23 protein-coding genes and 1 pseudogene are annotated in these 24,062 nt (G+C 68.8%); 13 read left to right on the top strand and 11 right to left on the bottom strand.

Annotated elements, in window-relative coordinates:
- Positions 1–28: 28 nt before the first annotated feature.
- Both ACFYXH_RS32515 and ACFYXH_RS32510 read left to right on the top strand, forming a co-directional pair.
- Positions 29–952 (top strand): hypothetical protein, encoded by a 924-nt coding sequence (locus ACFYXH_RS32515; RefSeq protein WP_389570565.1) that lies wholly within the window; start codon positions 29–31, stop codon positions 950–952.
- Between the two features lie 281 nt (positions 953–1,233).
- Complete coding sequence (locus tag ACFYXH_RS32510) at positions 1,234–1,701, top strand: ATP-binding protein (protein ID WP_389570562.1); 468 nt, start codon at positions 1,234–1,236, stop codon at positions 1,699–1,701.
- Between the two features lie 183 nt (positions 1,702–1,884).
- Here the strand turns inward: ACFYXH_RS32510 and ACFYXH_RS32505 are convergent, their stop codons facing one another.
- From ACFYXH_RS32505 to ACFYXH_RS32495, 3 genes are read right to left on the bottom strand one after another with little or no spacing between them, the layout of a single operon-like run.
- Positions 1,885–2,511 carry a hypothetical protein gene (locus ACFYXH_RS32505; RefSeq protein ID WP_389570559.1) on the bottom strand — a complete coding sequence of 209 codons (627 nt, stop codon included), beginning with the start codon at positions 2,509–2,511 and terminating at the stop codon, positions 1,885–1,887.
- 10 nt (positions 2,512–2,521) lie between these two features.
- Positions 2,522–4,021, bottom strand: coding sequence for a hypothetical protein (locus tag ACFYXH_RS32500; protein WP_389570557.1), 1,500 nt, complete (start codon positions 4,019–4,021; stop codon positions 2,522–2,524).
- Between the two features lie 14 nt (positions 4,022–4,035).
- Complete coding sequence (locus tag ACFYXH_RS32495) at positions 4,036–4,521, bottom strand: hypothetical protein (RefSeq protein WP_389570554.1); 486 nt, start codon at positions 4,519–4,521, stop codon at positions 4,036–4,038.
- Positions 4,522–4,851: 330 nt separating this feature from the next.
- Between ACFYXH_RS32495 and ACFYXH_RS32490 the strand changes: the two are divergent.
- Together ACFYXH_RS32490 and ACFYXH_RS32485 are read left to right on the top strand one after the other, a co-directional pair.
- Positions 4,852–5,031: pseudogene (locus ACFYXH_RS32490) on the top strand (DNA helicase); the annotation flags it as partial.
- Between the two features lie 221 nt (positions 5,032–5,252).
- Positions 5,253–6,089 (top strand): CAP domain-containing protein, encoded by an 837-nt coding sequence (locus ACFYXH_RS32485; protein ID WP_389570551.1) that lies wholly within the window; start codon positions 5,253–5,255, stop codon positions 6,087–6,089.
- Positions 6,090–6,095: 6 nt separating this feature from the next.
- Here ACFYXH_RS32485 and ACFYXH_RS32480 read toward each other — a convergent pair whose 3' ends face one another.
- The 5 genes from ACFYXH_RS32480 to ACFYXH_RS32460 form a co-directional block, all read right to left on the bottom strand.
- On the bottom strand, positions 6,096–7,400 hold the full coding sequence (locus ACFYXH_RS32480) for a sensor histidine kinase (RefSeq protein ID WP_389570547.1): 1,305 nt from the start codon (positions 7,398–7,400) through the stop codon (positions 6,096–6,098).
- Positions 7,397–8,086 (bottom strand): response regulator transcription factor, encoded by a 690-nt coding sequence (locus ACFYXH_RS32475; RefSeq protein ID WP_385301562.1) that lies wholly within the window; start codon positions 8,084–8,086, stop codon positions 7,397–7,399. Before ACFYXH_RS32475 ends, ACFYXH_RS32480 begins: the two co-directional genes overlap by 4 nt.
- Positions 8,087–8,139: 53 nt before the next feature.
- Positions 8,140–8,502 (bottom strand): hypothetical protein, encoded by a 363-nt coding sequence (locus ACFYXH_RS32470; protein WP_389570542.1) that lies wholly within the window; start codon positions 8,500–8,502, stop codon positions 8,140–8,142.
- A 6-nt stretch (positions 8,503–8,508) separates the two neighbouring features.
- Positions 8,509–8,637 (bottom strand): hypothetical protein, encoded by a 129-nt coding sequence (locus ACFYXH_RS32465; RefSeq protein WP_389570539.1) that lies wholly within the window; start codon positions 8,635–8,637, stop codon positions 8,509–8,511.
- Positions 8,638–8,818: 181 nt separating this feature from the next.
- Positions 8,819–9,403 carry a helix-turn-helix domain-containing protein gene (locus ACFYXH_RS32460; RefSeq protein ID WP_385301559.1) on the bottom strand — a complete coding sequence of 195 codons (585 nt, stop codon included), beginning with the start codon at positions 9,401–9,403 and terminating at the stop codon, positions 8,819–8,821.
- Between the two features lie 77 nt (positions 9,404–9,480).
- On the opposite strand from ACFYXH_RS32460, the gene ACFYXH_RS32455 reads away from it, so the two are divergent.
- The 3 genes from ACFYXH_RS32455 (at position 9,481) to ACFYXH_RS32445 (ending at position 12,830) form a co-directional block, all read left to right on the top strand.
- Positions 9,481–10,395 carry a class I SAM-dependent methyltransferase gene (locus ACFYXH_RS32455; protein WP_389570536.1) on the top strand — a complete coding sequence of 305 codons (915 nt, stop codon included), beginning with the start codon at positions 9,481–9,483 and terminating at the stop codon, positions 10,393–10,395.
- A 282-nt stretch (positions 10,396–10,677) separates the two neighbouring features.
- Complete coding sequence (locus tag ACFYXH_RS32450; protein WP_389570533.1) at positions 10,678–12,126, top strand: MFS transporter; 1,449 nt, start codon at positions 10,678–10,680, stop codon at positions 12,124–12,126.
- 101 nt (positions 12,127–12,227) lie between these two features.
- Positions 12,228–12,830, top strand: a complete 603-nt coding sequence (locus ACFYXH_RS32445) for a TIGR03086 family metal-binding protein (RefSeq protein WP_389570531.1) — start codon at positions 12,228–12,230, stop codon at positions 12,828–12,830.
- A 32-nt stretch (positions 12,831–12,862) separates the two neighbouring features.
- Here ACFYXH_RS32445 and ACFYXH_RS32440 read toward each other — a convergent pair whose 3' ends face one another.
- Positions 12,863–14,977, bottom strand: a complete 2,115-nt coding sequence (locus tag ACFYXH_RS32440) for a HEAT repeat domain-containing protein (RefSeq protein WP_389570528.1) — start codon at positions 14,975–14,977, stop codon at positions 12,863–12,865.
- 444 nt (positions 14,978–15,421) lie between these two features.
- On the opposite strand from ACFYXH_RS32440, the gene ACFYXH_RS32435 reads away from it, so the two are divergent.
- The 6 genes from ACFYXH_RS32435 to ACFYXH_RS32410 all read left to right on the top strand — a co-directional run bounded on the left by ACFYXH_RS32435 (position 15,422) and on the right by ACFYXH_RS32410 (position 20,821).
- A complete protein-coding gene (locus tag ACFYXH_RS32435; protein ID WP_389570525.1) occupies positions 15,422–16,579 on the top strand; it encodes a hypothetical protein in 1,158 nt (385 codons plus the stop codon).
- Between the two features lie 70 nt (positions 16,580–16,649).
- Entirely contained in the window at positions 16,650–17,249 is a 600-nt protein-coding gene (locus ACFYXH_RS32430) for an exonuclease domain-containing protein (RefSeq protein ID WP_389570522.1), read from the top strand.
- Positions 17,250–17,269: 20 nt separating this feature from the next.
- The gene (locus ACFYXH_RS32425; protein WP_389570519.1) at positions 17,270–18,076 is read left to right on the top strand and encodes a chitosanase; all 807 of its coding nucleotides are present in this window, start codon (positions 17,270–17,272) and stop codon (positions 18,074–18,076) included.
- 4 nt (positions 18,077–18,080) lie between these two features.
- On the top strand, positions 18,081–18,518 hold the full coding sequence (locus ACFYXH_RS32420; RefSeq protein WP_389570516.1) for a MarR family winged helix-turn-helix transcriptional regulator: 438 nt from the start codon (positions 18,081–18,083) through the stop codon (positions 18,516–18,518).
- 167 nt (positions 18,519–18,685) lie between these two features.
- Positions 18,686–19,795, top strand: a complete 1,110-nt coding sequence (locus ACFYXH_RS32415) for a catalase family protein (RefSeq protein ID WP_389570513.1) — start codon at positions 18,686–18,688, stop codon at positions 19,793–19,795.
- Between the two features lie 165 nt (positions 19,796–19,960).
- Positions 19,961–20,821 carry a chitosanase gene (locus ACFYXH_RS32410; RefSeq protein WP_389570510.1) on the top strand — a complete coding sequence of 287 codons (861 nt, stop codon included), beginning with the start codon at positions 19,961–19,963 and terminating at the stop codon, positions 20,819–20,821.
- Positions 20,822–20,950: 129 nt separating this feature from the next.
- Here ACFYXH_RS32410 and ACFYXH_RS32405 read toward each other — a convergent pair whose 3' ends face one another.
- Both ACFYXH_RS32405 and ACFYXH_RS32400 read right to left on the bottom strand, forming a co-directional pair.
- Positions 20,951–22,369, bottom strand: coding sequence for a nucleobase:cation symporter-2 family protein (locus tag ACFYXH_RS32405; protein WP_389570507.1), 1,419 nt, complete (start codon positions 22,367–22,369; stop codon positions 20,951–20,953).
- Positions 22,370–22,600: 231 nt separating this feature from the next.
- Positions 22,601–23,977, bottom strand: a complete 1,377-nt coding sequence (locus ACFYXH_RS32400) for an 8-oxoguanine deaminase (protein WP_389570504.1) — start codon at positions 23,975–23,977, stop codon at positions 22,601–22,603.
- Positions 23,978–24,062 lie beyond the last annotated feature (85 nt).

Raw genomic sequence — 24,062 nt, 5'->3', positions numbered from 1 at the left:
GATTCATGATGCTGTACGACCGCATGGAATGGACGACGAGTCCGGAATCCTGGCGTACCTTTCATCGGGGACCGAGATCTTCAGCGCCATGGGGGCGGAACGGGATGTCATTACGGGTGACGAGTGGCTTCCTGGAGCCGGATCACTCGTCACCGACGGCACTTGGATGTGGCCGATCGAACTACACCATTACGTGAAGCGGCACCACGCAGAATTGCCGGAAGATTTCCTGGCGACTGTGCGCTCCACGCGCTACACCGCTCCGGCAGTGTCACGCGACCGCGTCGAGGAGATCGTTCGGGAAGTCTTCGGCGGACTTCCCTTCGCCACTGGGGCGAGCGGCAAGAAGGACACGGGCGGTTTCTTCTCCTGGTATCTGTCCGATCTGACCCCGCAGAGCTGCAGCAGGCTGCTGAAGATTCTGGATACCGCGGGGCTGAAGGCCCGGCATCCGCTCACCGGCGACATCTCCTTTTCCCGTACCGGGAACGGCGGTGTGGATGCCCAGCCCGTGCGCGACGCGGAGGACCTGGCCGACCTCCTGGCCGATCCCGGTGACGTCGAGATCGCCCTCCACCTGTGGTTCGCGGCGGACACCTTCACGGTGGTCCGGGTGCGTCGACTGGACGACGCCACGGCGGTTGTCGTCCACGAACTCGGCGACCTTCAGGAGCCGGAACGTGAGCAGGTGGTAGCTGCACTGGTTCGAGCCCTCGACCAACTCCGCGACCACTGCCGGGGATTCGTACTCGACCGCGCAGGACGCAGCCCACGTGTCGCCTGGGACTCGGTGATCTGCGAGGGCGCGTCGCCGACCGCGCCTCTCCCCGACAGCGTCGCGGTCGACGCGACCCGCTTCGCGCAGCCCTCCGGGTTCGGCACCATGACACGCACCTCGTACGGACACCTGACGGTCTTCAGCAGGAGTGCTACGGGCGAGGGCCGGCCGTAGCGTCGGAGACGTCCTCAGCGTCGAGCCGCAACATCGAACCGCCGGGTACGGCTTCGTCCTGGCGCGCGCAGTTGACAGCCACGTCATGCACGGCAGGCCGCTGCTCCTGCGGAGACGGTGCCGGCCGGGGGGCTTCCGTGGCCCTCACCGGCGGTGGGGTCGGGGAGCCGGGCGGGACACTTCGTACGCCGCGTACATTGGGCCGACGCCCGCGTACACCGTGTGTCCGTCCGCCCGTCGCCGCTGGTCAACGGTGGTGGCGAAGCGGAAGCGTTGACAGCATGAATCCGGCAACCACCCCGCCCGGGCGGCTCGTTCACGACCCCGCCACCACCCACGAGTTCACGATGCGGCTCACCTCGACACCCCGCGGCGCGCGCCTTGCTCGTCGGCTGGTCTCGCACCGGCTGCACGAGTGGGGCCACCCGTACGACTCCACCGCCAACGAGACGATCACGCTGATCGCGGCCGAGCTCGTCGCGAACGCCGTACGTCACGGGCACGTACCCGGGCGGGACTTCCGCCTCCGCCTTGCCGCGAGCCCGGCCGCCCTGCGCATCGACGTCACCGACACCCGCACCGAGAAGCTCCCGAGCCGGGTTCTTGCTCCCATGCCTGTCGAGGAAGAGTCGGGGCGAGGCCTGATCCTCGTCGACACGCTCGCGACCAACTGGGGCATCTCACCGCGCACCGCAGCGCCCGGCAAGACCGTCTGGGCCTCGGTGGATGTCGTCCCGTTCCCGTCATGATCCGGGTCCGCGCATGGTCCATGTCATCGCGCTCGACGCCACTGGATGACAGACGCCCCGTTCACACACCTTGCCGACGCCATGAGGCCCGGTCACGCGAGATGACCGCACCCCAATGGTGGGCCAGAACTTGTTCCCGTCGCAGCCTTGGACCTTCGCCGAGGCGTGCCCCGCCGGCCGCAGCTAGTACTTGGTGGTCGCCGGGGGCGGTGTCACGCCGGGCTCGATGGTCGACCTGACGTAGATACGGGTGGTGCCCGGCTTGAATTCGTGCGCAAAGAGGTCGACGCAACGGCGAAGGTACTGGCCTTCAGGGGTCTTGAGGTCATCAGGGCAAAGGCTCACCTGCCGCAGCCCTTCGACGAAGATCTCCGGCTCGGGCAGCTCGAGGTGGGCGAAGGCGGCCGCAGGACGGTAGTCCTTCTTCTCGGGATGGAAGTTCCGGATCATCTTCGTACCCTTCCGAATCAGCCGGGACGTGTACGCGTCCGCCTCCTGACTGGGAAGGGTGAAGGCGAGCAGCCCCGTGTCGTAGCGACTGCCGGTCTTGTAGCCGGCCCGCCGGTCCGAAGCCGTCTTCGGGATGCGGATGCCGATCTCCTCGCTCATCCAGGCAGGAGTGGCGCGGCTTTCCCAGCAGCAGTTCATCTCCTTGTCGGTCTGGGCCGACTCCACTTCGTCGGCAACATACGCGAACACGCCGACTGCCGCGGCGACGCAGGCGATTACCGCCAGCACCACGACACCCAGGACCTGCAGGCGGCGACGTGCAGTCCGCTCGCGGGAGGACTCATTGCTGGGGCTGTTCATGGGTGGACCTCTACCGGCCTTCCTGCTGTTCACGACCGGGATCCGTACGCCCGCCCTCACGCCCCGGCTCGTCGGGCTTCGGGAGCGGGTCGCCGTTCGGGGCGGAGGCGCCCAGGTCGTAGTGCTTGACCGAGCTGCTGCCCGCCATGTCGAACTCCTGGGCAATGCCAGTGGTGTGCAGGCGCGCCATCTGTCCATCCGGAATACTCATCGACGGCGCCCCCGGAATCTCGATGGTCACCCCCTTGTCCTTGTCCCAGTTGTAGCGGTCCCAGGCGTTGGCCTGGTAGTCGAGGCCGACCTTGGGCTCGCCGTTCGCATCCGGCACCACGGTGACCACTCCGGTGACGTTCGACCGGGTGGATCCGACCGCGTAGAACCAGTTCTTGTCTTCCTCCTTCTGGAAGCTGTAGTCGCGGTTTTCCGTCTCTACAGGCATCGAGACCGGCTGTCCCCCGTTCCTCTTGAACTCCGCGAGCGCTTGCTCGCGCCACTCGTCCTGGCGCTCTCTGATGTCGGACTCGATGTGGGTCCTGAACCCGGCGTCGTCGGTCATCATCTTGTCGACGGGCAGGTCCATGTCCTCTCCGCTGTTTCCCAAGTAGTGCGCCATATGGCGCGAGGCGTCGTTGTCGCCCTTCCAGTCGGCCAGCTCGGCGATCAGGTTCATCTTCTCCCGCGTCCTGCGCTCTGCCGCCCCGGGCTCCTCGACCCCGTGCGACCCTGCCCCCCGGTCGGGGGCGGCCTGCTTGACCGTCGGTGTCAGCAGACCCGCCGCCAGGAGATCGTCCTTGTGGCCCGTCCAGAGCTCAGCACGGGCCTGCGGACTCAACGACTGCCACAGCCGGCGCAGTTCAGCCCGCTGCGCCCCGTTCGCGTCGTCGCCGAGCGAGGCCAGCTTCGTGGCGCGTGGCAGTTGGTCCTCGTCGAGCGAGGTGTACGTCGCATGGCCCGCGTTGTTCGGGTCGCCGCCGTGGCTCCTCTTCAGTGCCCGGGTCACCGCCGCGTCGATCTCCGCCGCGTGGGTGACCAGCCCGGTGAGAGTGTCGGCGTACCACTGCATCAGGTCTTTGGTGCGCTGCGAGGTCCCCTTGACATCGCAGATCGCTTCCATCACCTTCACCGTGCCATTGGGGCCTTCCATCACCAACAGGCCGGGATCCGGTTCATCCGGTCTGTCCGGATCTCCCTTCCGGGCTTCCGCGGCCAGGTCCTTGGCCCGCTTCTGGATGTGCGTCAGTTCGCTGTGCGCGTCCTCCAGCACGCTCGAGATGCTCTTGGCCTCCCGGTACAGGTCCCAGACCTCTTTCGCCGTCATACGGACGAAGTCCTTGGTGACCCCGGCGTTCACACCGGCCCATTGCGCACCGTCGGACAGCTGCACCAGACCGCTGTAGACGTCGGACCTCAGCTTTTCCAGTCCGCCGGCCATGGTCTTCCAGTCGCCAGCCGCCGCATCCAGCTTCCCGAGGTTCACCTCGATGAGATCCGTATACGTGAATGCCCCCACTGCCCCCGCCCCTCTTACTTGACGTACTTCGATATCTCGGACACCGACACCGCCGAACCGTCCCGCCGCTTCAGCGAGGCAACGATCTCCGCCTCGTCGTTGGCGTGCATCTTCTTCGAGTAGTCCAAGTGGTTCGAGATGTGTGCGCACATCTGCAGTACGGTCTTGACCTGCGTACTCCAGACCTCGAGCGTGGTGTACAGCTCGTCGCCGGCACCGAAGTTCCGACCCTTCAGTTCCGCGGCAGCCTGGGCGGTCGACCCTGCCCCGCCCTTGCTCACGCCCGCGCCCGCGATGTCAGCCTTCTTCTGCAGCTCACCGTGGACCCGGAACGCCTCACTGCCGACCTTGCCCAGATCGTCCTGGTGCACCACCAGATCAGCCTTCGTCCCGGAACCGGACCCGCCAGGATCGGGCGCCGCCGCATTGAGTCGCATCTGCGCAGGTTGCCTGTCCTGAGCCTCGGACTTCAGCTCTGCCCACTCATCGTTGAACGTCATCGTTGCCCCCGCCCCGATCTGCATCAACGGCCAACATTATCAATGATGTTGTGGGGCTTCACTGCAGTTGCCGACCAACGGGATCGCGTCAGCAAACGACCGAGATCGCACCTGCGCGTGGTGAATCAGCGTGCACATGACGAGGATCCGACGTGCCTGCAGGCGTGTGCGCGAGGTGACATGCCCCGCATCACCGAGGCACGCGCGACAAGACACCCGGCTCGCGCTGGAGCGGTTCCTCGGCCATCCGGAGAGCGGGATCTTTCGGGGCCGTAGCTGCGGATCAGGACACCGTTCCACACCGCGCGAGACGGGTGGCAGCGCCATCTCGGGCTTGTTCCACGCGAGGCGATCCTGCGCCTGCAGCCGGTCGACGCGCTGCGCCACCGCAAGGAGTTGCAGCGGGCCCGCTCCCTGCTCTTCGTCGCCGCGACGCGTGCCCGTGACAGCCTCGACATCTTCTGGCACGGCAGTCCGAGCCAGTTCCTGCGGCCCCTCCTCTCCGCCTGAGCACGCGGGGCATGTGAGCCGTCATGCTGCCGCGGAGTATCCGGGGGTAGCCGAACGGAGTCTTAGGGCTTTCTTAGGGCTTCTTGAAGAAGGCCTGGCAAGAGGCCTCTCCACGCCGAATCGCGCCTACGCTCTCGTCAACCCCCCACAATCCCGGCGGGCGCGGTCGCGCCTGCCGGGGTTTCCCTGCTTCATTCGACTCCTCCCGAGGTGCCGTACGCATGAGTTCCCGCCGAGCCGCTCGACCCCAGCCCCGCTCCCACGCCCGCCCCAAGGGCGGAATCCGAGCGCGCAATGTCGTCCTGGCAGTGGGCGCACTCACCGTGACGGCCGGTGTCGCCGTCACTCTTGCCACCGGCGGTTCAGATCCGAGCGGCGACACGGCGGATCGGGTCACGACCAACGCTGCCGGGGATGTACCCGGAGGCACCGATGCCGGCGCGGACAGCGCTGATCCCCTCGCGCTGCCCTCCGCGAGCCCCAGCGTGGCCGCCTCTCCCACCCCGAGCGTGAAGGCCTCCGCCAAGCCCAAGCAGCCGGCGAAACCGGCCACGTCACCGAAGGTGGAGGCGAAGAGCGGGAGCGGCACGGGTGGTTCGGGTAGCGGGGGGCGGCCGGCCGTCACGCCTCGCAGCGGCTCGGGCTCCGGGTCCGGCAGCTCGGGCGGATCCTCGAACGGCGCCGAGGCCCAGGTCCTCGCGCTCGTCAACAAGGAGCGTGCGTCGGCCGGTTGCTCGCCGTTGACGTCGAACGCAAAGCTGGTCGAGGCCGCGGACGACTACAGCGATGTCATGGCCAGCAGTGGCGTGATGTCCCACACCGGCCCTGACGGTTCCACCATGTCCGGCCGGGTGGACGCCGCCGGATATGTCTGGTCCACGCTGGGCGAGAACATAGCTCGGGGCCAGTCCGACGCCGCAGCGGTCATGGACGCGTGGATGCACAGCCCCGGCCACCGCGCCAACATACTGAACTGCTCCTTCAAGGAGATAGGCATCGGCGTGCACTTCGGCGACGGCGGTCCGTGGTGGACGCAGGACTTCGGGGCGGGCCGCTAGGTTCCGTCAGCGGTCGGCGCCCGCCAGCCCGAACGCCACCTGCACCCGCGCCCCGCCCATGGGAGCGCGGGTGATCTGCATCTCTCCGTCGGCGGCGCGGGCGGCACGGGCCACGATGTCCAGACCGAGGCCGGTGGAGCCGCCGACGCTGACTCCGCGGGTGAGCGCGGCGTCCGGGTCGGCGACGCCGGGACCCGCGTCGTCCACCGTCAGAAGCACATGCCGGTCGGTGCGCTCCACTCGTACGGCGAAAGCGGTGCCCTGCGGGGTGTGCCGAAAGACGTTGCCGATCAGGGCGTCGACGACGGCTGCGAGATCGTCCTCCGGGAACCGGACGGGTGTCGGCCGCGGCGTGAAGGAGCGTTCGCAGGGCCGGTCCTGCTGGGTGGCGAGCACCGACCAGAAGTCGAGCCGGATCGCGACCACTTCGGTCACGTCGCACGGCCTCGCCGGTACTGTCCCGGTGGCCGGTCCGGCGGCCAGGGGAGTGCGGGCCGCGGTGATGATCGAGTCGAGTTCACTCTCCAGCTGTGCGACCGCTTCCGTGACCCGCCGGGCGCCCGGTGAACTGCCCATCAGGTCCGCTTCGAGATACAGGGCGGTCAGCGGTGTCCTGAGCCGGTGCGAGAGGTCTGCGACCATCTCCCGTTCGATGGCGAGGAGTTCCACCACCCGGTCGGCCATGGTGTTGAACGCGACGCCGGCCTCCTTCAGTTCCGGTGGCCCGTCGGGTTCCACCCGTACGTCCAGGTCCCCCGACCCCAGTGCCAGCGAGGCGCTCGACAGGCTCCGGGAGGAGCGGACCACGCGGGCGCCCAGCCGGTCGGCGACCAGTACGGAGCCACCCACCAGGCCCAGTGCGAGCAGCGACATGACGCCCCACGAGGCCCACACTCCCCGGGTCAGATCCGCACCCGGCACATAGGCCTCGACGACCGCGACGCGGTCCTTGGCGAGGACGACCGGCTGGAGATAGACCCACCCCTGAGCGGTGTCCAGAGCCAGCGTCTCCCGGTGGTCGACCGCACGCTGCAGAGCCTCCGGCGGTGCGTGCAGCGTGCCGACGAGTCCTCCGTCGGGAAGCCGTACGGCGAGCCGGTCGTCCGAGCCAAGCCCCGAGACCGCCTGCTGGACATCGGCGGGCCGGGTGGTCAGGGCGAGGACCGGCGAGAGAGCGGCGGCACGCTGTTCGGCGGCGGTGGTCACCCGGTCCCGCGCCTGTTCGCGCACGAGCAGGGCGAGCGGGATGAGGAAGGACAGCGCGACCATCAGCGTCGCGGACAGGGCGATCCCCGCGAGGGCACGTCTCATGAGGAGGTGACCAGTTTGATCCCGATACCGCGCACTGTGTGCAGATAGCGGGGGTCCGAGGGTCTTTCACCCAATTTCCTGCGCAGCGCGGAGAGATGGACATCAACCGTCTGGTCCTCCAGATACGGCTGCTGCCACACCTCGGCGAGTATGCGTTTGCGGGATATGACCTGGTCGGCGTTTGCCGCGAGGTAGGCGAGCAGGTCGAACTCCCGCCGGGTCAGCGACAGCTCACGGTCGGCGAGATGCGCCGTGCGGGCCAGCGGGTCGATCCTGAGGTCCGCGACCTGCATCACCGGCTGTCGGCCCCGGTCGTCCGCGGCCGGGACGGACCGCCGCAGTACCGCGGCGAGCCGGGCGGCGAGTTGGCCGCCCGAAAAGGGCTTGACCATGTAGTCGTCGGCTCCGGCGTTGAGCAGCTTGATGATCTCCGTGTCGTCGTCCCGGGCCGTGGCGACCAGTACAGGCAGCCGTGAGATGCCCCGGATCATGCGGAGCACGTCGAGGCCGTCCAGATCGGGCAGCCCCAGGTCGAGCACCACGATGTCCGGCGGGGACTGGGTGATCTCGCGCAGCGCCTCGAAACCCTGGTGCGCGGTCTTCACCGCGTAGCCGTGCGCGGTGAGCACCTCGATCAGCGCGGCCCGGATCACAGGGTCGTCCTCGACGACAAGTACGGAGGCCATGAGCAGGCACGTTAGCGGGTCCGCCACTATGGTGTCGTGTCCCGGTATCTGCGCTACCTGCTCATCTGGCTGTCGTGCACGGCGGCCAGTGTCACGGCCGTCATCATCACGGTCCACTTCGTGGTGGGATCGACCAGACCGACCGCGCCGGTCGCGCAGTCCGCGCCAACGGACTTCGCCGCCTCGGCGACACCGCGCCCCGGGGTCTCCCCGAGCCCCACGCCCGCACGGAGCAGCTCTGCCCCCGCTCCGGAGCCGTCCAGGAAGACCGAGAAGCCTCGTAAGGCATCGCCGACTCCCGTGGCCCGGAAGACCCTTCGCCCACCGGACGAGCCGTCCGGGACGAACCAGGTGCAGGGCTGCGAGGAAGGGGGCTCGGGTGTGCACACCATTTCGTCCCAGGGCGGGACGGTCACCGTGCGCTACGGAAGTGGCGGGGTGTGCCTCATCTCGGCGGTGCCGAACCAGGGCTTCACGGCGAGCACCACACAGAGCGCGCCCGACACCTTGACGGTGACCTTCGCGGGCGACCGGCATCGCTCGGAGATCACGGCGACAACAGTGCCCGTGGACCGGGCGAGTGTGCGGGAAACATCCTTCTAGTGCTCTGACCGGCGCCTCCCCGAACCTCGGACGGAACCTCGGACGCCTGCCCACAGCCAACCGGTCCGGACCGTGCCACCGCCAACCCGGTAAATCCATGCACCGCCAACCCGGTGAACCAATGCACCGTCATGCGCGGGGCTTCGCGCGGACGTGCATGCGCTCCCCCTGCCTCCCGAAGAGGCTGAGGATCTCGACGGGCCGCCCGTCCGCGCTGCTGAACCAGTGGGGCAGCCGGGTGTCGAACTCGGCGGCCTCGCCGGGGCCGAGGACCAGATCGTGCTCGGCGAGGACGATCCGTAGCCGGCCGTCCAGCACATACAGCCACTCGTAGCCCTCATGCGTACGGAGATCCGGCTCGGCACCCCGGTCGGAGATGATCATCTTGTACGCCTGGAGGGGGCCCGGGCTCCGGGTCAGAGGGACGAACGTACCGCCGCTCGGCAAGGGGTGAGGTGTCAGCCGTACCCGGGGATCCCCCACTTCGGGGGCGCCGACGAGGTCGTCCAGGGGCACGTCGTACGCACCGGCGAGCGGCAGCAGCAGTTCCAGGCTCGGGCGGCGCTGTCCGGACTCCAGCCGGGAAAGAGTGCTCTTGGAGATGCCGGTCACCTCGGAGAGCGCGGCCAGGGTGAGGCCGCGCTTGGCGCGCAGCCGTCTGAGCCGGGGGGCGACCTCGTCGAGGACCGCTTGGTAGGGCGGTGGTTTGTCCATGCGGGCATTCCACCCCGCTGTCCCGGAATCGGCAACAAGAGTTGCCGTCGCCACCCGGCGGCTGCACGCTCCTCGGCATGAGCCCACACAACGATTCCGGACACGGACACCACCACACCGACATCGACTGGGAGGTCATGGCCACCCAACTGGAGAACAGCGGCGAACTGCAGCTCCCGGTCCTCCGCCGGACGGCGGCCCGCCTGAGGGAACTGCTCGCCCCGGAGAAGGAGGTCCGGCGCATCCTCGACATCGGCAGCGGGCCGGGCGTGATGACCTGCGTGCTCGCCGAGGCCTTCGCGGACGCCGAGGCGGTCGCCGTGGACGGCACGCCCGGGCTGCTGGACCGCGCCCTGGCTCGCGCCGAGCGACTCGGCCTCGGCGGCAGGGTGGCCGTCCGGCACGCGGAGCTGCCCGAGGGCCTGGACGACGATGACGAGCATGGGGAAGGCGGCCTCGGCACGGCGGATCTGGTCTGGAGCAGCAAGGCCGTCCACCACCTCGGCGATCAGCAGGGGGCGTTGAACGCGCTCGCCGGTGTGCTGAGGCCGGGCGGCTTGCTCGCCGTAGCGGAGGGCGGCCTGCCGATGCGCTTCCTCCCACGCGACATCGGCATCGGCAGGCCGGGTCTCCAGGCCCGCCTCGACGCCGCCCTGGAGCACTGGTTCGAGGTCATGCGCGCCGAGCTGCCCGGCAGCACCACCGTGGTCGAGGACTGGCCCGCGATGCTCCGCCGCGCCGGGCTCACCCGCGTCGGCAGCTTCACTTCCCTCCTCGAGCTGCCGGCGCCTCTGGGCGAGACGGCTCGCGCCTTCCTGCACACCCAGCTGACCCGGCTGCAGGAGACGATGAGCGATTTCCTGGACGTGGAGGACCGCAAGACACTCGATGTGCTGCTCGATCCCCGGGCACCGGAGGGCATCCTGCGGCGGCCCGACGCCTTCCTTCTCTCCGCCACGACGGTCTTCACGGGCGTGCGCTCGGCTCGGTGACCGTGCCGGACACGGGGGGGGCGGCGCCCGGGCCGGAACGGGCTTGCGCACGCAGAGGGTCGGGCGGAATGAACCCGGTGGTAAAGGCAATGGCGTCCGGCGGGCCCTCGGAGTCGGTCGTGACCACTGCCCGGCACACCCGCATCCCGGGAAACCGGTCGGACTCCTCCGGCCATCCCCTCAGCCTTGGCCCACAGCGTCCACCACCTGCCGACACGTCCGGCTGCCCTGCCCGCCGTCGCCTGACGACCGGGCTTCGGGAGTCACCAGAGAGCGGAGTTCATGTTGAAGCCAATCAGTGCAGGACAGGATGAGGCAGCAGCCAGAAGTGCCGAGCGGACACCATCGGTTCGGTGGGCGCTCGCCGGCCTTTCGCTGTCCATGTTGCTGTCCTCGCTCGGCACCAGCATCGCCAATGTCGGCTTGCCGACGTTGGCACAGGCGTTCACCGCCTCCTTCCAGGAAGTCCAGTGGATCGTCCTCGCCTATCTCCTCGCCATCACCACCCTGATCGTCAGCGTCGGACGGCTCGGTGACATCATCGGCCGTCGACGGCTGCTACTGGCCGGAATCTTCCTGTTCACAGTGGCCTCGGTCCTGTGCGGCGTCGCGCCCACGCTCTGGCTGCTGATTGCCGCCCGGGCGGCGCAGGGCCTCGGAGCGGCCATCATGATGGCCCTCACCATGGCGTTTGTTGGTGAGACAGTTCCGAAGGCAAAGACCGGCAGCGCCATGGGGCTGCTTGGAACGATGTCCGCGATTGGCACCGCTCTCGGTCCATCGCTGGGCGGCGTTCTGATCTCCGGACTCAGTTGGCGGGCAATCTTCCTCGTCAACGCACCGCTGGGTATCCTGGCTCTTCTTCTCGCGTACCGCTACCTGCCCGTTGACCGGCGGGAGCCCAGGACCGATCGGGCCGGCTTCGACAATGTGGGCACATTGCTGCTTGCTCTGACGCTCGCGGCTTATGCACTCGCCATGACAATTGGGCGCGGCAGTTTCGGTTCGCTCAACATGGCTCTGCTGTTGGCCGCTGCCTTGGGAGTCGGCCTCTTTGTGCGCGCCGAGGCGAGAGCGGCATCACCCTTGATCCGATTGGCGATGTTCCGCGATCCAGTGCTGAGCGCGAGCCTCGCCATGAGCGCCCTCGTCTCGACGGTGATGATGGCTACGCTGGTGGTCGGGCCGTTCTATCTCTCTCGTACGCTCGGGCTCGATGAGGCTCTTGTTGGACTCGTCCTGTCGGTCGGTCCGCTTGTCACTGCGCTGACCGGTGTGCCGGCCGGTCGTATTGCGGACCGTTTTGGCGTACAACGCATGACCATCATCGGGCTCATCGGAATAGCGGCCGGTTCCTTCATTCTGTCGATGACGTCGGCGACGCTCGGCATCTTCGGCTACATCGCCCCCATCGTGGTCATCACCGTCGGCTATGGGTTGTTCCAGACGGCCAACAACACCGCCGTCATGACAGATATCCGCCCGGATCAGCGCGGCGTCACTTCCGGCATCCTCAACCTGTCGCGCAATCTCGGGCTCATCACCGGCGCATCGGTCATGGGCGCTGTGTTCGCGCTCGCCTCGGCGTCGACCGACGTCACAACGGTGCGTCCCGAGGCGGTTACTACCGGTATGCGGATCACGTTCGCAGTCGCGGCGATTCTGATCGTCGTCGCGCTCACCATTGCGGTGGGAAGCCGTGCTCTCTCGCGACACATTTCGAGCGGATGATGGTAGATGCGGAGCAGCAAGGCGGCCGCCGGCCCCACCCGGCCACGAATGACTCGGTCGAAGGAGCGATGACTTTCGACGGGCCGACACGTCTGCACTGTATGGACACCACATCACAGACCTCCTACCCCGACCTTCACCCCGCCGCCCGCGCCGTGGCTCAGCTGATCGACGGCGTCGACGACGCCCGGCTCGATGACCCGACCCCTTGTCCCCAGTACGCCGTACGGGAGCTGCTGGGCCACCTCGTCGGGCTGTCCACCGCCTTCCGGGACGCCGCACGGAAACACTTCGGGCCGTCGACGAACACCGACCCCGGGTCCGTGCTGCCCGTCCTCGACGACGACTGGCGCACCGTCCTTCCCCAGCGACTGGACGAGCTGGCGGAATCCTGGACGGCGCCGACGGCGTGGGACGGCGACACCCAGGCCGGTGGCATCACCTTCCCGGCCGCGATCGCCGGTCGGGTCGCCCTGAACGAACTCGTCATCCACGGCTGGGACCTGGCTCGCGCGACCGGGCAGGAGTACGCCCCCGAGGAGGCAAGCCTGGAGGTGTCGTACGGCGTGCTGAAACCGGCGGACGACGACCCCGGCCGGGGCGGGCTGTTCGGCCCCGTCGTGGAGGTGCCCGAGAACGCGCCGCAGCTCGAGAGGGTTGTCGGGTTCAGCGGCCGCCGCCCCGACTGGCAGCCGGGGGACTGACCGCCCGTGGGGCGCAGGAGGCGTCCGCCGCCTCAGGCGCCCAGGATCGCCCGGGCCCGTTCGCGGAGGCGTTCGTCCGCGGGGACTATTTCGGGCTCCAGGCCCGAGGTCACCACCCGCAGGTCGCGTTCGGCGAGCGACGTCAGTCGGGCCCTGGACTCCGGGGTCAGCGCCTCGGGGCCGAGCGCGAGCAGGGCGTCGAGTGCCGTTTCAGGGTCGGCGTTCCGTTCGGCCGAGTCCAGGAGGAGGCCGGCCGCGCGGGTGCGGTCGAGGTCATGGCCGAGCGCGAGGAGGGCGAGGATCGCGGCCGGGGACTGGTCCGGGTCGTCGAGGAGGCCTTCGAGCGCGGGGGCCAACGCGTGGGCTTCGGGTCCGAGTTCGGCGGCCGCCCGGGATGCGTGGCGGGCCGACCAGCGGGTCCAGGGGCTGTCCGCCGCCTCCGAGAGGACTCCGGCGAGGACCGGGACCGCCTCGTCCGCGGCACCGGTCAGCCGCCACAGCGCGAGGGCTATCTGTACGTCCGTGTTGAGTTCCGGCGTGGTGCGCTGCTTGCCGGGGGCGGTCAGGGCGGCCCGCAGCTGCGGCAGCAGAGCGATGCCGTCCGGGCCCAGACCGGCAGCCGCCCTGGGCGTCTCCGGGCGGATCGTGTCCGTCAGAAGGCGCTGGAGCTCTCTCACCAACGGGCCTTTCTCGCCGGTCAGTTCGCGAAGGGCTTCGGCTGCGGCGAACCGGCCTTCGTTCGGCCCCGACTCTGCTGCCCGGCGCAGCACACCGGCGGTGCGGTCGCGGCTCTCCGGCGGGCAGACCGCCGCGAGCGCCCCGGGGGCGAGGGACGGAAACCGCTCCAGCGCGGCGGTCAGTTCGGGCAGCGCGGCTGCCGCCTTCGCGCCCCATCTCGCCAGCAGCGCGGTCAGCCGCACCGGTTCGTTGCCGGCCAACCCGTCGGCACGCAGCCGGGTGCGGATCGCGTCGAGCAGCTCGGAGTCGTACGAAATCGAGGGCGCCGGCCGGACTCCCCGGAAGCCGCACGCCGCTCCAAGCGCACGGGGCCGGTCCGCCAGGTCGCGGGCGAGCAGCGGGGCTGCCTGCTCCGGAGCCACCCGTACAAGCACCTCGAGCGCACGGTCGGCGAGCTCACCGTCCGCAGCCACGAGCGCGGCCAGCGCGGGCGCGGCAGGGGCGGCATGAGCGCCCAGCTTGTCGAGGATCGGCAGCAGCGATGCGGTGTGCGTGGACGAAGGATCGGCCAGCAGGGCAAGAATCGCCTGCGCCAGCCGTGCCGGGGCGCTCCGGGAGATCATGCAGGCGTGCTCGACCGCCCACAGCGCCTCGCGCCGCGTATCGAGGTCCTCAAGGCGGAGCGCCGCCTCGATCAGCTCGTACGCCGACGAACGGTCCTCGGCCGTGTCGCGGCGCAACAGCGCGTCCACGACGCAGTGCAGCGGCTCGGTCCGGTCCTGGTCGAAGCGGCCGGAGACGAGCGGATCTGCCGGCAGCAGCGACAGCATGGTGTCCCGGTGCGCAGGCGACCACGGCAGCCCCGCGTCCAGGCACGCCAGGACGGCGACGATGCGCAGTGCGTCCGGCTCATCGGGCGCCATCGCCGCCAGGGCCGTCGCCGCGGCGGCCTCCGGGTCGAGGCGGACAAGCGCGGCGAGCAACTCCGCCCGCACGGCCGGATCCTGCTCCCCCACCCATCGCTTCCGCAGCGTGGGCAGGGCCCGTTCGGCACCGGTCCGCCCTGCCGTCCAGACCGCGGCCTGGCGCACATCCGCCTCCGGAGAGGCGATCAGAGGAAGTATCAGCGGCAGTTGAGCCGCAACGGCGGCCCGGCACGCCCCGGGCTCGTCGAAGCCGTACTCGTCCTCGCTCTCGGCTATTCCGCCAAGGAGGACCAGCAGATCCACGGGCCTGACCCCGGCCGCGACCATCTGCGCGAGAAACGGCACGGCCGAAGCGGTCGCTGCGTACACAGTGCCCTGATGCAGGATGCTGCCCCACAGCTCGTCGAGCGCTTCAGCCGCCTGCTCCTCGTCGCCCGCCAGCGCGCGCAGCACGCCCGGCAGATCCTCCGCGCTGCCGTACGCATGCTCCAGCTCGGCCCAGCTCACGCTGTCCAGATCGGCGAACACCCGTGCAAGTTCCATGCCAAGGATCATGGCAGCAGGGTCTGACAACGCCCTCCCGGCCAGGGCACAGGCGGGCTCAGGCCACGCCGCGCTCCTCGTCGTACGCCGCGCGCGACTCCGCGATCGTCACGCGGTTCCGGTCCGCCCACTCGGTCAGCGTGAGGAGCGTGCAGTGCAACTCCCGGGGCTATCACGTCGCCTTCGGGAGGGCTTCCGCGGTGGCGGTCGCGCTGATCCTGGCGGCTGTGGCGCTCCGCGCTCCGCGGGCCGGAAAGCCCCAAGCGGTCGGCGCAAGCAGCGCGTCCCGGAGCCCGGAGCCGGATAGCGTGTGATCATTCGCGCGGATCCGTGGGAGAACAGGTACAGCGGATCACATGCATGCGGATCAGGACATCTGAACCAGGTACATCTGGATCAGGTGCATGACGTCCCGGGGGGGGAACCGGGGGGACGGAGAGTCTGATGACGACGGCAGCGAGAGCACATGCCTGGAGGCGAACGACCAATCCACTGCTCGCCGTGTTCGCACTGCTCATCTCACTGCTGGCAACGGCCGGCCAGGCCCGTGCGGCAGCCGTGGCGCTGCCCGGCGGCAAGGCCAACTGGGTCGTCTCCGTGGGCAGGATGGACCTGCCCACGGCGAACAACTACCGCAACTGGGTGCGACTCGGGTATTACACCTTCAAAACCGACGGCACTGTCGTCACCAGCTACTGGAACTGGAATCAGCGCGACCAGCCCATGCGTGTGAACACGGTGACGGCCGACTGCGGCCAGCCCGTCCCCACGTGTGCGGTGAAGACGGTCGACGGCTTCCAGAGCGAGCCGAAGGGCGGGCTCCAAGGCACATACGCGTACACCGCGGACGAACGGCTCGCCGTGACCTGGAGCAAGGACGCAGCCGGCGGCGCCGTGGACGCGATGACCGAGTACTGGAAGCTGGAGACCGGCGTCGGCCCAGGGGGCCTGGCCCGTATCACCAGCCCCACCTTCTACGGCGCCATCCCCTCCAACAACGTGGAGATCCCGGCACCCGACGCCTTCTCCACCTACTCGGCCAACTTCGGCGTCGGCTATGGCAGTAACGCCTCACTGGGCCGGGAGAGCCGGGCGAGCATGACCGCGCTGCTCAAGGACGGCCGGTACAACAACCGTCCGTACAAGGGGTCGTTCGTCGTCGCCAAGGCGGGCCTGGTGGGCCGGGAAGGCGCGGGAGGCGACTGGAGCTTCAAGTCCGGTTCGCCGAAGGAAGAGAGCCCCGACCACAACAATCCGTGGCGTGGCTGCGCGAACGGCCTCTGCATCGGCTGGAACCAGCACAACACCGGCTGCCACAGCGACACGGACCCCGACAAGGACCGCATCCGCTATATCGCGGAGATCGGCGGCGGCCGCCGGAACACCGAGTGGTACTGGTGCCAGCTGCTCGCCCAGGGCAAGGACTGCTACCAGTACAACTCTCACCCTCGGCCCATGCTGCAGATCGTCGACGACTCCGGGACGTTCCAGGGCTGGGTGGGCGTCGAGGCATTCACTCATGTCGCCACCGCCACCGGACAGCCGAGCGGCGATTTCGCCCAGGGGTACTTCGGCATCTTCGACATGGTGCCGACCGCCTGAACTGCTGGCCCTACGCAGCTTGCGCGAAATCCGGATGTGCCGGGAGCAGCGCCGATGCGATGCTCCCGGCATGGCACGTCATGTAAAGCCCAGCCTCTATATCTCCGTCGACATCGAGGCCGACGGCCCGATCCCCGGCCCGTACTCGATGATCAGCTTCGGCGCGGCGGTTGCCGGTCGCCAGGATGCCGCGAGCTATACGCCGACCGACCCCGAGGCGCACACCTTCTACCGCGAACTGCGGCCCATCAGCGAAGACTTCGTGCCCGAGGCCCTCGCGGTCAGCGGGCTCGACCGGGATCGGCTGGTCGCGGAGGGCAGTGAACCGGCTGCCGCGATGGCCGAGTTCAGCGCCTGGGTGCGCGAGGTGAGCAGCGAGGTGGGCGAGGGCGCGCAGCCGGTGATGTGCGGCTACCCGGCTTCGTACGACTGGACCTTCCTGTACTGGTATCTGATGCGCTTCACCGGGGCGAGCCCCTTCGGGCACTCCGGATGTCTGGACATGAAGACGTTGTACGCGACCAAAGCGCGGCTCCCTCTGCGCGCCGTCGCCAAGGGCACCATGCCGCGCGGACTGCTCTCCAAGCGGCGGCACACCCACCATGCTCTGGACGACGCGATCGAGCAGGCGGAGCTGTTCAGTAACCTCATGGCGTGGCCGGGGCGCTGACCCCGGGAGGGGGAAACGTCATGAAGTCCTTGTTCAGAGCGCTGCTCGCGCTGGTGCTGCTGATGCTTGCCGGGTGCGCGGGGTCCGATGAGAAGCCGGCCGCCGCCGGGCTGGACGATCCGGCGAAGAAGGAGATCGCGATGCGGCTGGTCTCCAGCGCCGAGAACTCCTCGCTGGACTGGAAGGCCCAGTACAAGTACATCGAGGACATCGGCGACGGCCGCGGCTACACCGCCGGCATCATCGGCTTCTGTTCCGGCACCGGCGACATGCTCGCGGTCGTCGAGCGCTATACGAAGGCGCGGCCCGGCAATGCGCTGGCGCCGTTCCTGCCCGCGCTCCGGGCGGTCCGTGGCAGCGATTCGCACGAGGGCCTCGGCCGTCCGTTCACCGAAGCGTGGGCGCGCGCCGCCGTCTCCGACCCGGCTCTCCGGGCCGCGCAGGACGCGGAGCGGGACCGGGCGTACTTCACGCCCTCGGTGCGGCAGGCCGAGCGGGACGGTCTTGGCGCGCTCGGGCAGTTCATCTATTTCGACGCGTATGTGATGCACGGGTCGGGCGACACGAAGGGGTCGGTCGGCTTCCGCACGCTGCGGGAGAAGGCCCTGCGCACCGCGAAGCCGCCGGCGCGGGGCGGCGACGAGAAGGCGTATCTGAACGCGTTTCTGGACGCGCGGGTGGAGGCGATCCGGCGGGAGCCTTCACACACGGACACCAGCCGCATCGAGACGGCTCAGCGCGTCTTCGTACGGGAGGGCAGGCTCGGCCTGGAGCCGCCGCTGCGCTGGAAGGTGTACGGCGACAGTTACCGCATCGACGCAGAATAGGGCCATGGGTGAGAACCGGACAGGCTCAACCGTGCTCGACGACCAGCTGTGCTTCGCGCTGTACTCCGCCTCCCGGGCGGTGACCGCGGCGTACCGGCCGGTGCTGGCGGAGCTGGAGCTCACCTATCCGCAGTATCTGGTGATGCTGGCCGTCTGGGAGCGCGGCGAGGTCCCGATGAAGGAGCTCGGCGCGGCACTCGGTCTCGACTACGGCACGCTGTCGCCGCTGCTGAAGCGGCTGGAGTCGGCCGGGCTGCTGCGGCGGGAGCGGCGGACGGACGACGAACGGCTGGTCATGGTGGCGGCGACGGAGCGCGGCGAGGCGCTGCGGGAGCGGGCCGAGCGGGTGCCGACGGCGATGGGCCGGAGGTACGGGCTGACCGCGGACGAGGCCGACCGGCTGCGGGACCAGCTGCGGCAGCTGGTCGACCGCCTGAGCTGAACCCGGACAGAAGCACGGCCGACCAGAAGCACGGCCAGAAGCAAACCAAAAGCAAGCCAGAAGCACGCGGCGATGCGACGTGGCGACTGTCACAAGCAGTTACATCGTGCACAACTTAATTGCAGGCTATCTTTCTCGTAGAACACGCGACAGAGGAGAGGCCCGCCATGGATTTCGTCAGGTACGAGACGTACACCCCCGTCGAGCGACCCACCTACCAGCAGGAGCTGGACGAGGTCGTCAGCAACGTCGCCCGGCGCACCCGGAAGTCCGTCGAGCGGCAGGGCGTGGGCCGCGCGGTCAGGACGGCACACGGCAAGACGTACGGACTGGTGAAGGCCACCGTCACGGTGGGTGAGCTGCCGGGGCCGTACGCCCAAGGGATCTTCGCCGAGCCCGGTACGTACGACGCCGTCGTCCGCTACTCCAACGGGCTCGGGCATCTGCGGGCCGACTCGCTGCTCGGTGCGGCCTGCGGCATGGGAATCAAAATGTTCGGGGTGCCCGGCGACTCGCTGCTCACCGATGAGGCCGAGGCGACGACCTTCGACCTCAACCTGATCAACAACCGGGTCTTCTTCGCCAATACGGCGTACGACTACATGGTCATCGAGGAGCTGTTCGGCGAGCTGCCGGACGCGCTGGTGAACCCGGCTCGACGGAAGTCATGGATGGGCGAATTCCTCACCAGGCGGGGGACCTTGGAGACCTCGGACGAGTGGCTGTGGGACGAGCTGTTCGCGATGCTGTCCTTCACACAGGTCCCGCGGCAGAACCTCCTCTCGTACACGTACAACAGCATGGGCGCCTTCCGGCACGGCGACCACATCGCGAAAGTGCGGACCGTTCCCGTCTCGCCCGTCACGCATCTCACGGTCGATGTGCAGGCGGACGGCGAGGCGTTCCGCAACACGCTGGTGGCGGAGGCCGGTGAGCGCGACCACGAGTTCGAGCTGCAGGTGCAGCTCAACACCGATCTGACGCGGATGCCGGTGGACAACACCTCGGTGGAGTGGCCCGAGCAGCTCTCGCCGTGGGTGACCGTCGCCCGGATCGCGATCCCGCGGCAGGACATCGGCAGCGAGGAGAATCTCTCCGCCGCGGACGGTACGTCGATCACCCCCTGGCGCACGCGCGAGGACCACCGGCCGATCGGTGAAATCCAGCGGGTGCGCGAAGAGGTCTATCGCCGCTCCTCGATCGAGCGGCACCGCATCAACGGGCAGCCTCGCGTGGAGCCGGCGAGCAGCGCGGAGCTCCTGGACCGAGACAACTGAACCCGGGCAACCGAACCGGGACCAACTGAACCCGGGCAACTGAGGCGCAGGTCGGTGCGGCGGGCCCCAACTCCCGCACGCAGAAAGGGTGTACGCCGCTTCCGCACTCTGATAGGAAAGCTTCCTAACAGAACACCGGAACGACGAACTCCCTATGGAGGCAAGGTGCCCACCCCCCACGTACGCGCCCCACGTCCGCTCAGGTTCCTCCCCCGCATCGCGCTCGGCGTGGCGCTCCTCGCCGTGCCGGCCACCGCCGTCGCGGCCACCTCCGACGAGCCCGCCGAGCATGTCGGCGCCACCGCGGCCCCCGCCGCCATCGGGCTCGACGACCCGGCGAAGAAGGAGATCGCCATGCAGATCGTGTCCAGCGCGGAGAACTCCTCGCTGGACTGGAAGGCCCAGTACAAGTACATCGAGGACATCGGTGACGGCCGCGGCTACACCGCCGGCATCATCGGCTTCTGTTCCGGCACCGGCGACATGCTGGATCTGGTCGAGCTCTACACCGACCGCAAGCCCGGGAACGTCCTGGCCAAGTACCTGCCCGCGCTGCGCCAGGTCGATGGCAGCGACTCACACGCCGGTCTCGACCCGAACTTCACCAAGGACTGGAAGAAGGCGGCGCAGGACTCGGAGTTCAAGAAGGCCCAGAACGACGAGCGCGACCGGGTCTACTTCAACCCCTCGGTCAACCGCGGCAAGCAGGACGGTATCGGCGTCCTCGGCCAGTTCATCTACTACGACGCGATCGTGATGCACGGCGACGGTGGCGACAGCACCAGCTTCAGCAACATCCGCAAGAAGGCTCTCGCCAAGGCCAAGCCGCCGGCGCAGGGCGGCGACGAGAAGACCTATCTGAACGCCTTCCTCGACGCCCGGGTCTGGGCGATGAAGCAGGAGGAGGCGCACGAGGACACCAGCCGGGTCGACACGGCCCAGCGGGTCTTCGTCAGGAAGAACAACTTCAATCTGAACACGCCCCTGGACTGGAAGGTCTACGGCGAGAGCTTCCACATCGACTGAGCGCCGAGCGAAGGGGCCGGGGCCCGAACGGGACCCGGCCCTTTCGACCTTCGGGGATCCGGGCGGCACCGCCGGCGCCACTCAGGAGATCACCGTCAGGCTTGGCCGACCGCCTGGTCAGCGGATGGATCAGTGGACCGCGATGGGCTCCGAGCCAGTCGTGGTGGCCACCGGCTCCTGCGAACTCCCCTTCTTCCCCAGGTGGTTGAAGGCCAGGTTGAGGACGATCGCCACGATGCATCCGGTGGAGATGCCCGAGTCGAGAACGACGAGCGCGTCCTTCGGGAAGGCGTGGTAGAAGTCCGGCGCGGCGATCGGGATCAGGCCGATGCCGACGGAGGCCGCGACGATCAGGGCGTTCTCGCCCTTCTCCAGAGCGGCCGAGGCCAGCGTCTGGATACCGCTGGCGGCGACCGAGCCGAAGAGCACGATGCCCGCGCCGCCGAGGACCGGCAGCGGGACGAGCGCGATCACGGAGGCGGCGACCGGGCAGAGGCCCAGCAGGATCAGAATGCCGCCGCCCGCGGCGACGACGAACCGGCTGCGCACCTTCGTCATCGCGACCAGGCCGATGTTCTGGGCGAAGGCGCTGCACATGAAGCCGTTGAAGAGCGGGCTGATGGCGCTGCCGAGGGTGTCGGCGCGCAGCCCGCCCTCGATGATCCGCTCGTCCGCAGGCCGGTCGACGATCTTGCCGAGCGCGAGCATGTCGGCGGTGGATTCGGTCATACAGACCAGCATCACGATGCACATCGAGACGATCGCGGCGATCTCGAACTGCGGTGCGCCGAAGTGGAACGGCGTCGGGAAGCCGACCGGATCGGCGTTCTTGATGGCGTCGAAGCTGGTCATCCCCATCGGAATGGCGATGAGTGTGCCGGCGGCGAGTCCGAGCAGGATGGCGATCTGCTGCAGGAAACCGCGCAGCAGTTTGCGCAGCGCGAGCACGATCACGAGGGTGAGGGCCGCCATGCCGATGTTCTTCATCGAGCCGTAGCCGTCGGCGGTGGGGTTGCCGCCCTGCGACCAGTTGAAGGCGACGGGGAGCAGCGAGACACCGATCAGAGTGATGACGGTGCCGGTGACGACAGGCGGGAAGAAGCGGACCAGTTTCGAGAAGTACGGAGTGAGGACGAAGCCCAGCACGCTGGCGACGATGATCGCGCCGAAGATGACGGTGATGCCGTCGGCTCCGCGGTCCTTTCCGATGGCGATCATCGGGGTCACACCGGCGAACGAGACTCCGTTGACGAACGGGAGCCGCGCGCCGACCTTCCAGAAGCCGAGCGTCTGCAGAAGGGTGGCTATGCCTGCGGTGAAGAGGCTCGCCCCCATCAGGAAGGCGGTCTCCTTGGCGCTGAGGCCCACGGCGGGCCCCACGATCATGGGCGGGGCCACCACGCCCGCGTACATCGCGGCCACATGCTGCAGCCCGCTGGTGAACATCTTCAGAGGAGGCAGCGTCTCATCGACCGGATGCTTCTGCTCCGGTGCTGCGACTGCATCTTCTGCGACTGCATCTTTCGAAAACCTGGGCTGTGCGACCACGGGTGGTTCCTCCGGTCGGGTACACGTCGGCGGTGACGTGGGTGTCAGGGAGGTGGTGCGATGGTGCAGCGGTGAGCGCGGGCTTCTGGGGTGTGAAGACACGAGTCACCGTCCCGGGAGGTGCGGCACCGATGGGCGGTGCCGCACCTCCCGGTCACGGCTGCCATGGACCCCGCTCGGGTCCACGGCCGCCGGTCGAGGGCCGTCCCCCTCGACCGGACTTCCTTCGGGTCAGTCCTGCGCGGCGATCCGCGCCAGGCGCTGTGCCTCGTCCCGCGCGGAGCGGGCGATGGCGTCCTCGTCCACCGTGGTCAGGTGGTTGTCCTCGACGACGGTCTTGCCGTTGACGAGGGAGAGCGAGACGGGGGCGGCCGCGCCGAAGACGAGAGCGATCACCGGGTCGGCGATGGAGGAGTGGGCGAGTGTGTCCAGCTTCCACAGCACCAGGTCGGCGAGCTTGCCGGCCTCGATGGAACCGATCTGGTCGGCGCGGCCGAGGACCTGGGCGCCGCCGTACGTACCGAGGCGCAGCGCCTGCCGCGCGTTCAGAGCGGCTTCGCGGTGGGCTCCGAGGCGGTTGATGAGGAGCGCGTTGCGCAGCTCGGTGTGCAGCTCACCCGACTCGTTGGAGGCGGTGCCGTCGACGCCGAGGCCGACCGGGACGCCGGCTTTCAGCATGTCGGGGACCCGGGCGATACCGGCGGCGAGGCGGGCGTTGGACGACGGGCAGTGCGCGACGCCGGTGCCCGTACGGGCGAAGGCGGCGATGTCCGAGTCGTTCATATGGACGCAGTGCGCCATCCACACGTCCGGGCCGAGCCAGCCGGTCGACTCGAAGTAGTCGGTCGGGCCCATCCCGAAGAGCTCCTTGCAGAACTCCTCCTCCTCGACGGTCTCCGAGCCGTGGGTGTGCAGCCGAACGCCCTTGCGGCGGGCCAGCTCGGCGCCCTGCCTGAGCAGTTCGGTGGAGACGGAGAAGGGGGAGCACGGCGCGACGGCGATCTGCGTCATCGCGTCGAAGGAGGCGTCGTGGTGCTTGTCGATGGTGGCCTCGGTGGCGGCCAGCGCGCCCTCGAGGGACTCGACGGCGAAGTCCGGCGGCAGGCCGCCGTCCGACTTGCCGCGATCCATGGAGCCACGGGCGAGGGTGAACCGCACACCCATGTCCGAAGCGGCGCCGATGATCGCGCCGGTCAGGTCGCCGGAGCCCTGCGGGTAGACGTAGTGGTGGTCCATCGCGGTGGTGACACCGCCGCGGGCCATCATCGCGAGGGAGCCCTGCGCGGCGGCGCGGACCATCGGCTCGTCGATGCGCGCCCACGTCGGGTAGAGCGCGACCAGCCAGTTGAAGAGGTTGTGGTCGGTGGCCAGACCACGGGTGATCCACTGGTAGAAGTGGTGGTGCGTGTTGATCAGGCCGGGGGTGGCGAGATGGCCGGTGCCGTCGATACGGCGGACCACGTTCTCCAGGTCGGAGGGGGCCTTGCCCGCTCCGACCGACTCGATCCGGTTGTCCGCGACGACGATGTAGCCGGAGGCGTACTCGGTGTCGTTCGCGTCCACGGTCGCGATGGAACAGTTCTCGATGACGATGCGCGAAGCCGCCATGGCGGGTCCTCGTTCTTCCCAGTTGATTGAACGGACCCGGGGGGCGAGCGGGGTGACGACCGGGTCCGGGGTTCTGTTGTTGCGC

Origin of the sequence: Streptomyces sp. NPDC002730 (genome assembly GCF_042888805.1) — a bacterium.
GTDB lineage: Bacteria > Actinomycetota > Actinomycetes > Streptomycetales > Streptomycetaceae > Streptomyces.
Note: the sequence above shows the minus strand (reverse complement) of the source record. Positions and strands in the feature narration are given on the sequence as shown.

What these genes read in the sequence shown, in the direction of transcription:
- ACFYXH_RS32515 (WP_389570565.1), top strand. Translation starts at nt 29, where the DNA reads ATGGACGACGAGTCCGGAATCCTGGCGTACCTTTCATCGGGGACCGAG.
- ACFYXH_RS32510 (WP_389570562.1), top strand. Translation starts at nt 1,234, where the DNA reads ATGAATCCGGCAACCACCCCGCCCGGGCGGCTCGTTCACGACCCCGCC.
- ACFYXH_RS32505 (WP_389570559.1), bottom strand. Translation starts at nt 2,511, where the DNA reads ATGAACAGCCCCAGCAATGAGTCCTCCCGCGAGCGGACTGCACGTCGC.
- ACFYXH_RS32495 (WP_389570554.1), bottom strand. Translation starts at nt 4,521, where the DNA reads ATGACGTTCAACGATGAGTGGGCAGAGCTGAAGTCCGAGGCTCAGGAC.
- ACFYXH_RS32485 (WP_389570551.1), top strand. Translation starts at nt 5,253, where the DNA reads ATGAGTTCCCGCCGAGCCGCTCGACCCCAGCCCCGCTCCCACGCCCGC.
- ACFYXH_RS32480 (WP_389570547.1), bottom strand. Translation starts at nt 7,400, where the DNA reads ATGAGACGTGCCCTCGCGGGGATCGCCCTGTCCGCGACGCTGATGGTC.
- ACFYXH_RS32475 (WP_385301562.1), bottom strand. Translation starts at nt 8,086, where the DNA reads ATGGCCTCCGTACTTGTCGTCGAGGACGACCCTGTGATCCGGGCCGCG.
- ACFYXH_RS32460 (WP_385301559.1), bottom strand. Translation starts at nt 9,403, where the DNA reads ATGGACAAACCACCGCCCTACCAAGCGGTCCTCGACGAGGTCGCCCCC.
- ACFYXH_RS32455 (WP_389570536.1), top strand. Translation starts at nt 9,481, where the DNA reads ATGAGCCCACACAACGATTCCGGACACGGACACCACCACACCGACATC.
- ACFYXH_RS32450 (WP_389570533.1), top strand. Translation starts at nt 10,678, where the DNA reads ATGTTGAAGCCAATCAGTGCAGGACAGGATGAGGCAGCAGCCAGAAGT.
- ACFYXH_RS32445 (WP_389570531.1), top strand. Translation starts at nt 12,228, where the DNA reads ATGGACACCACATCACAGACCTCCTACCCCGACCTTCACCCCGCCGCC.
- ACFYXH_RS32440 (WP_389570528.1), bottom strand. Translation starts at nt 14,977, where the DNA reads ATGGAACTTGCACGGGTGTTCGCCGATCTGGACAGCGTGAGCTGGGCC.
- ACFYXH_RS32435 (WP_389570525.1), top strand. Translation starts at nt 15,422, where the DNA reads ATGACGACGGCAGCGAGAGCACATGCCTGGAGGCGAACGACCAATCCA.
- ACFYXH_RS32430 (WP_389570522.1), top strand. Translation starts at nt 16,650, where the DNA reads ATGGCACGTCATGTAAAGCCCAGCCTCTATATCTCCGTCGACATCGAG.
- ACFYXH_RS32425 (WP_389570519.1), top strand. Translation starts at nt 17,270, where the DNA reads ATGAAGTCCTTGTTCAGAGCGCTGCTCGCGCTGGTGCTGCTGATGCTT.
- ACFYXH_RS32420 (WP_389570516.1), top strand. Translation starts at nt 18,081, where the DNA reads ATGGGTGAGAACCGGACAGGCTCAACCGTGCTCGACGACCAGCTGTGC.
- ACFYXH_RS32415 (WP_389570513.1), top strand. Translation starts at nt 18,686, where the DNA reads ATGGATTTCGTCAGGTACGAGACGTACACCCCCGTCGAGCGACCCACC.
- ACFYXH_RS32400 (WP_389570504.1), bottom strand. Translation starts at nt 23,977, where the DNA reads ATGGCGGCTTCGCGCATCGTCATCGAGAACTGTTCCATCGCGACCGTG.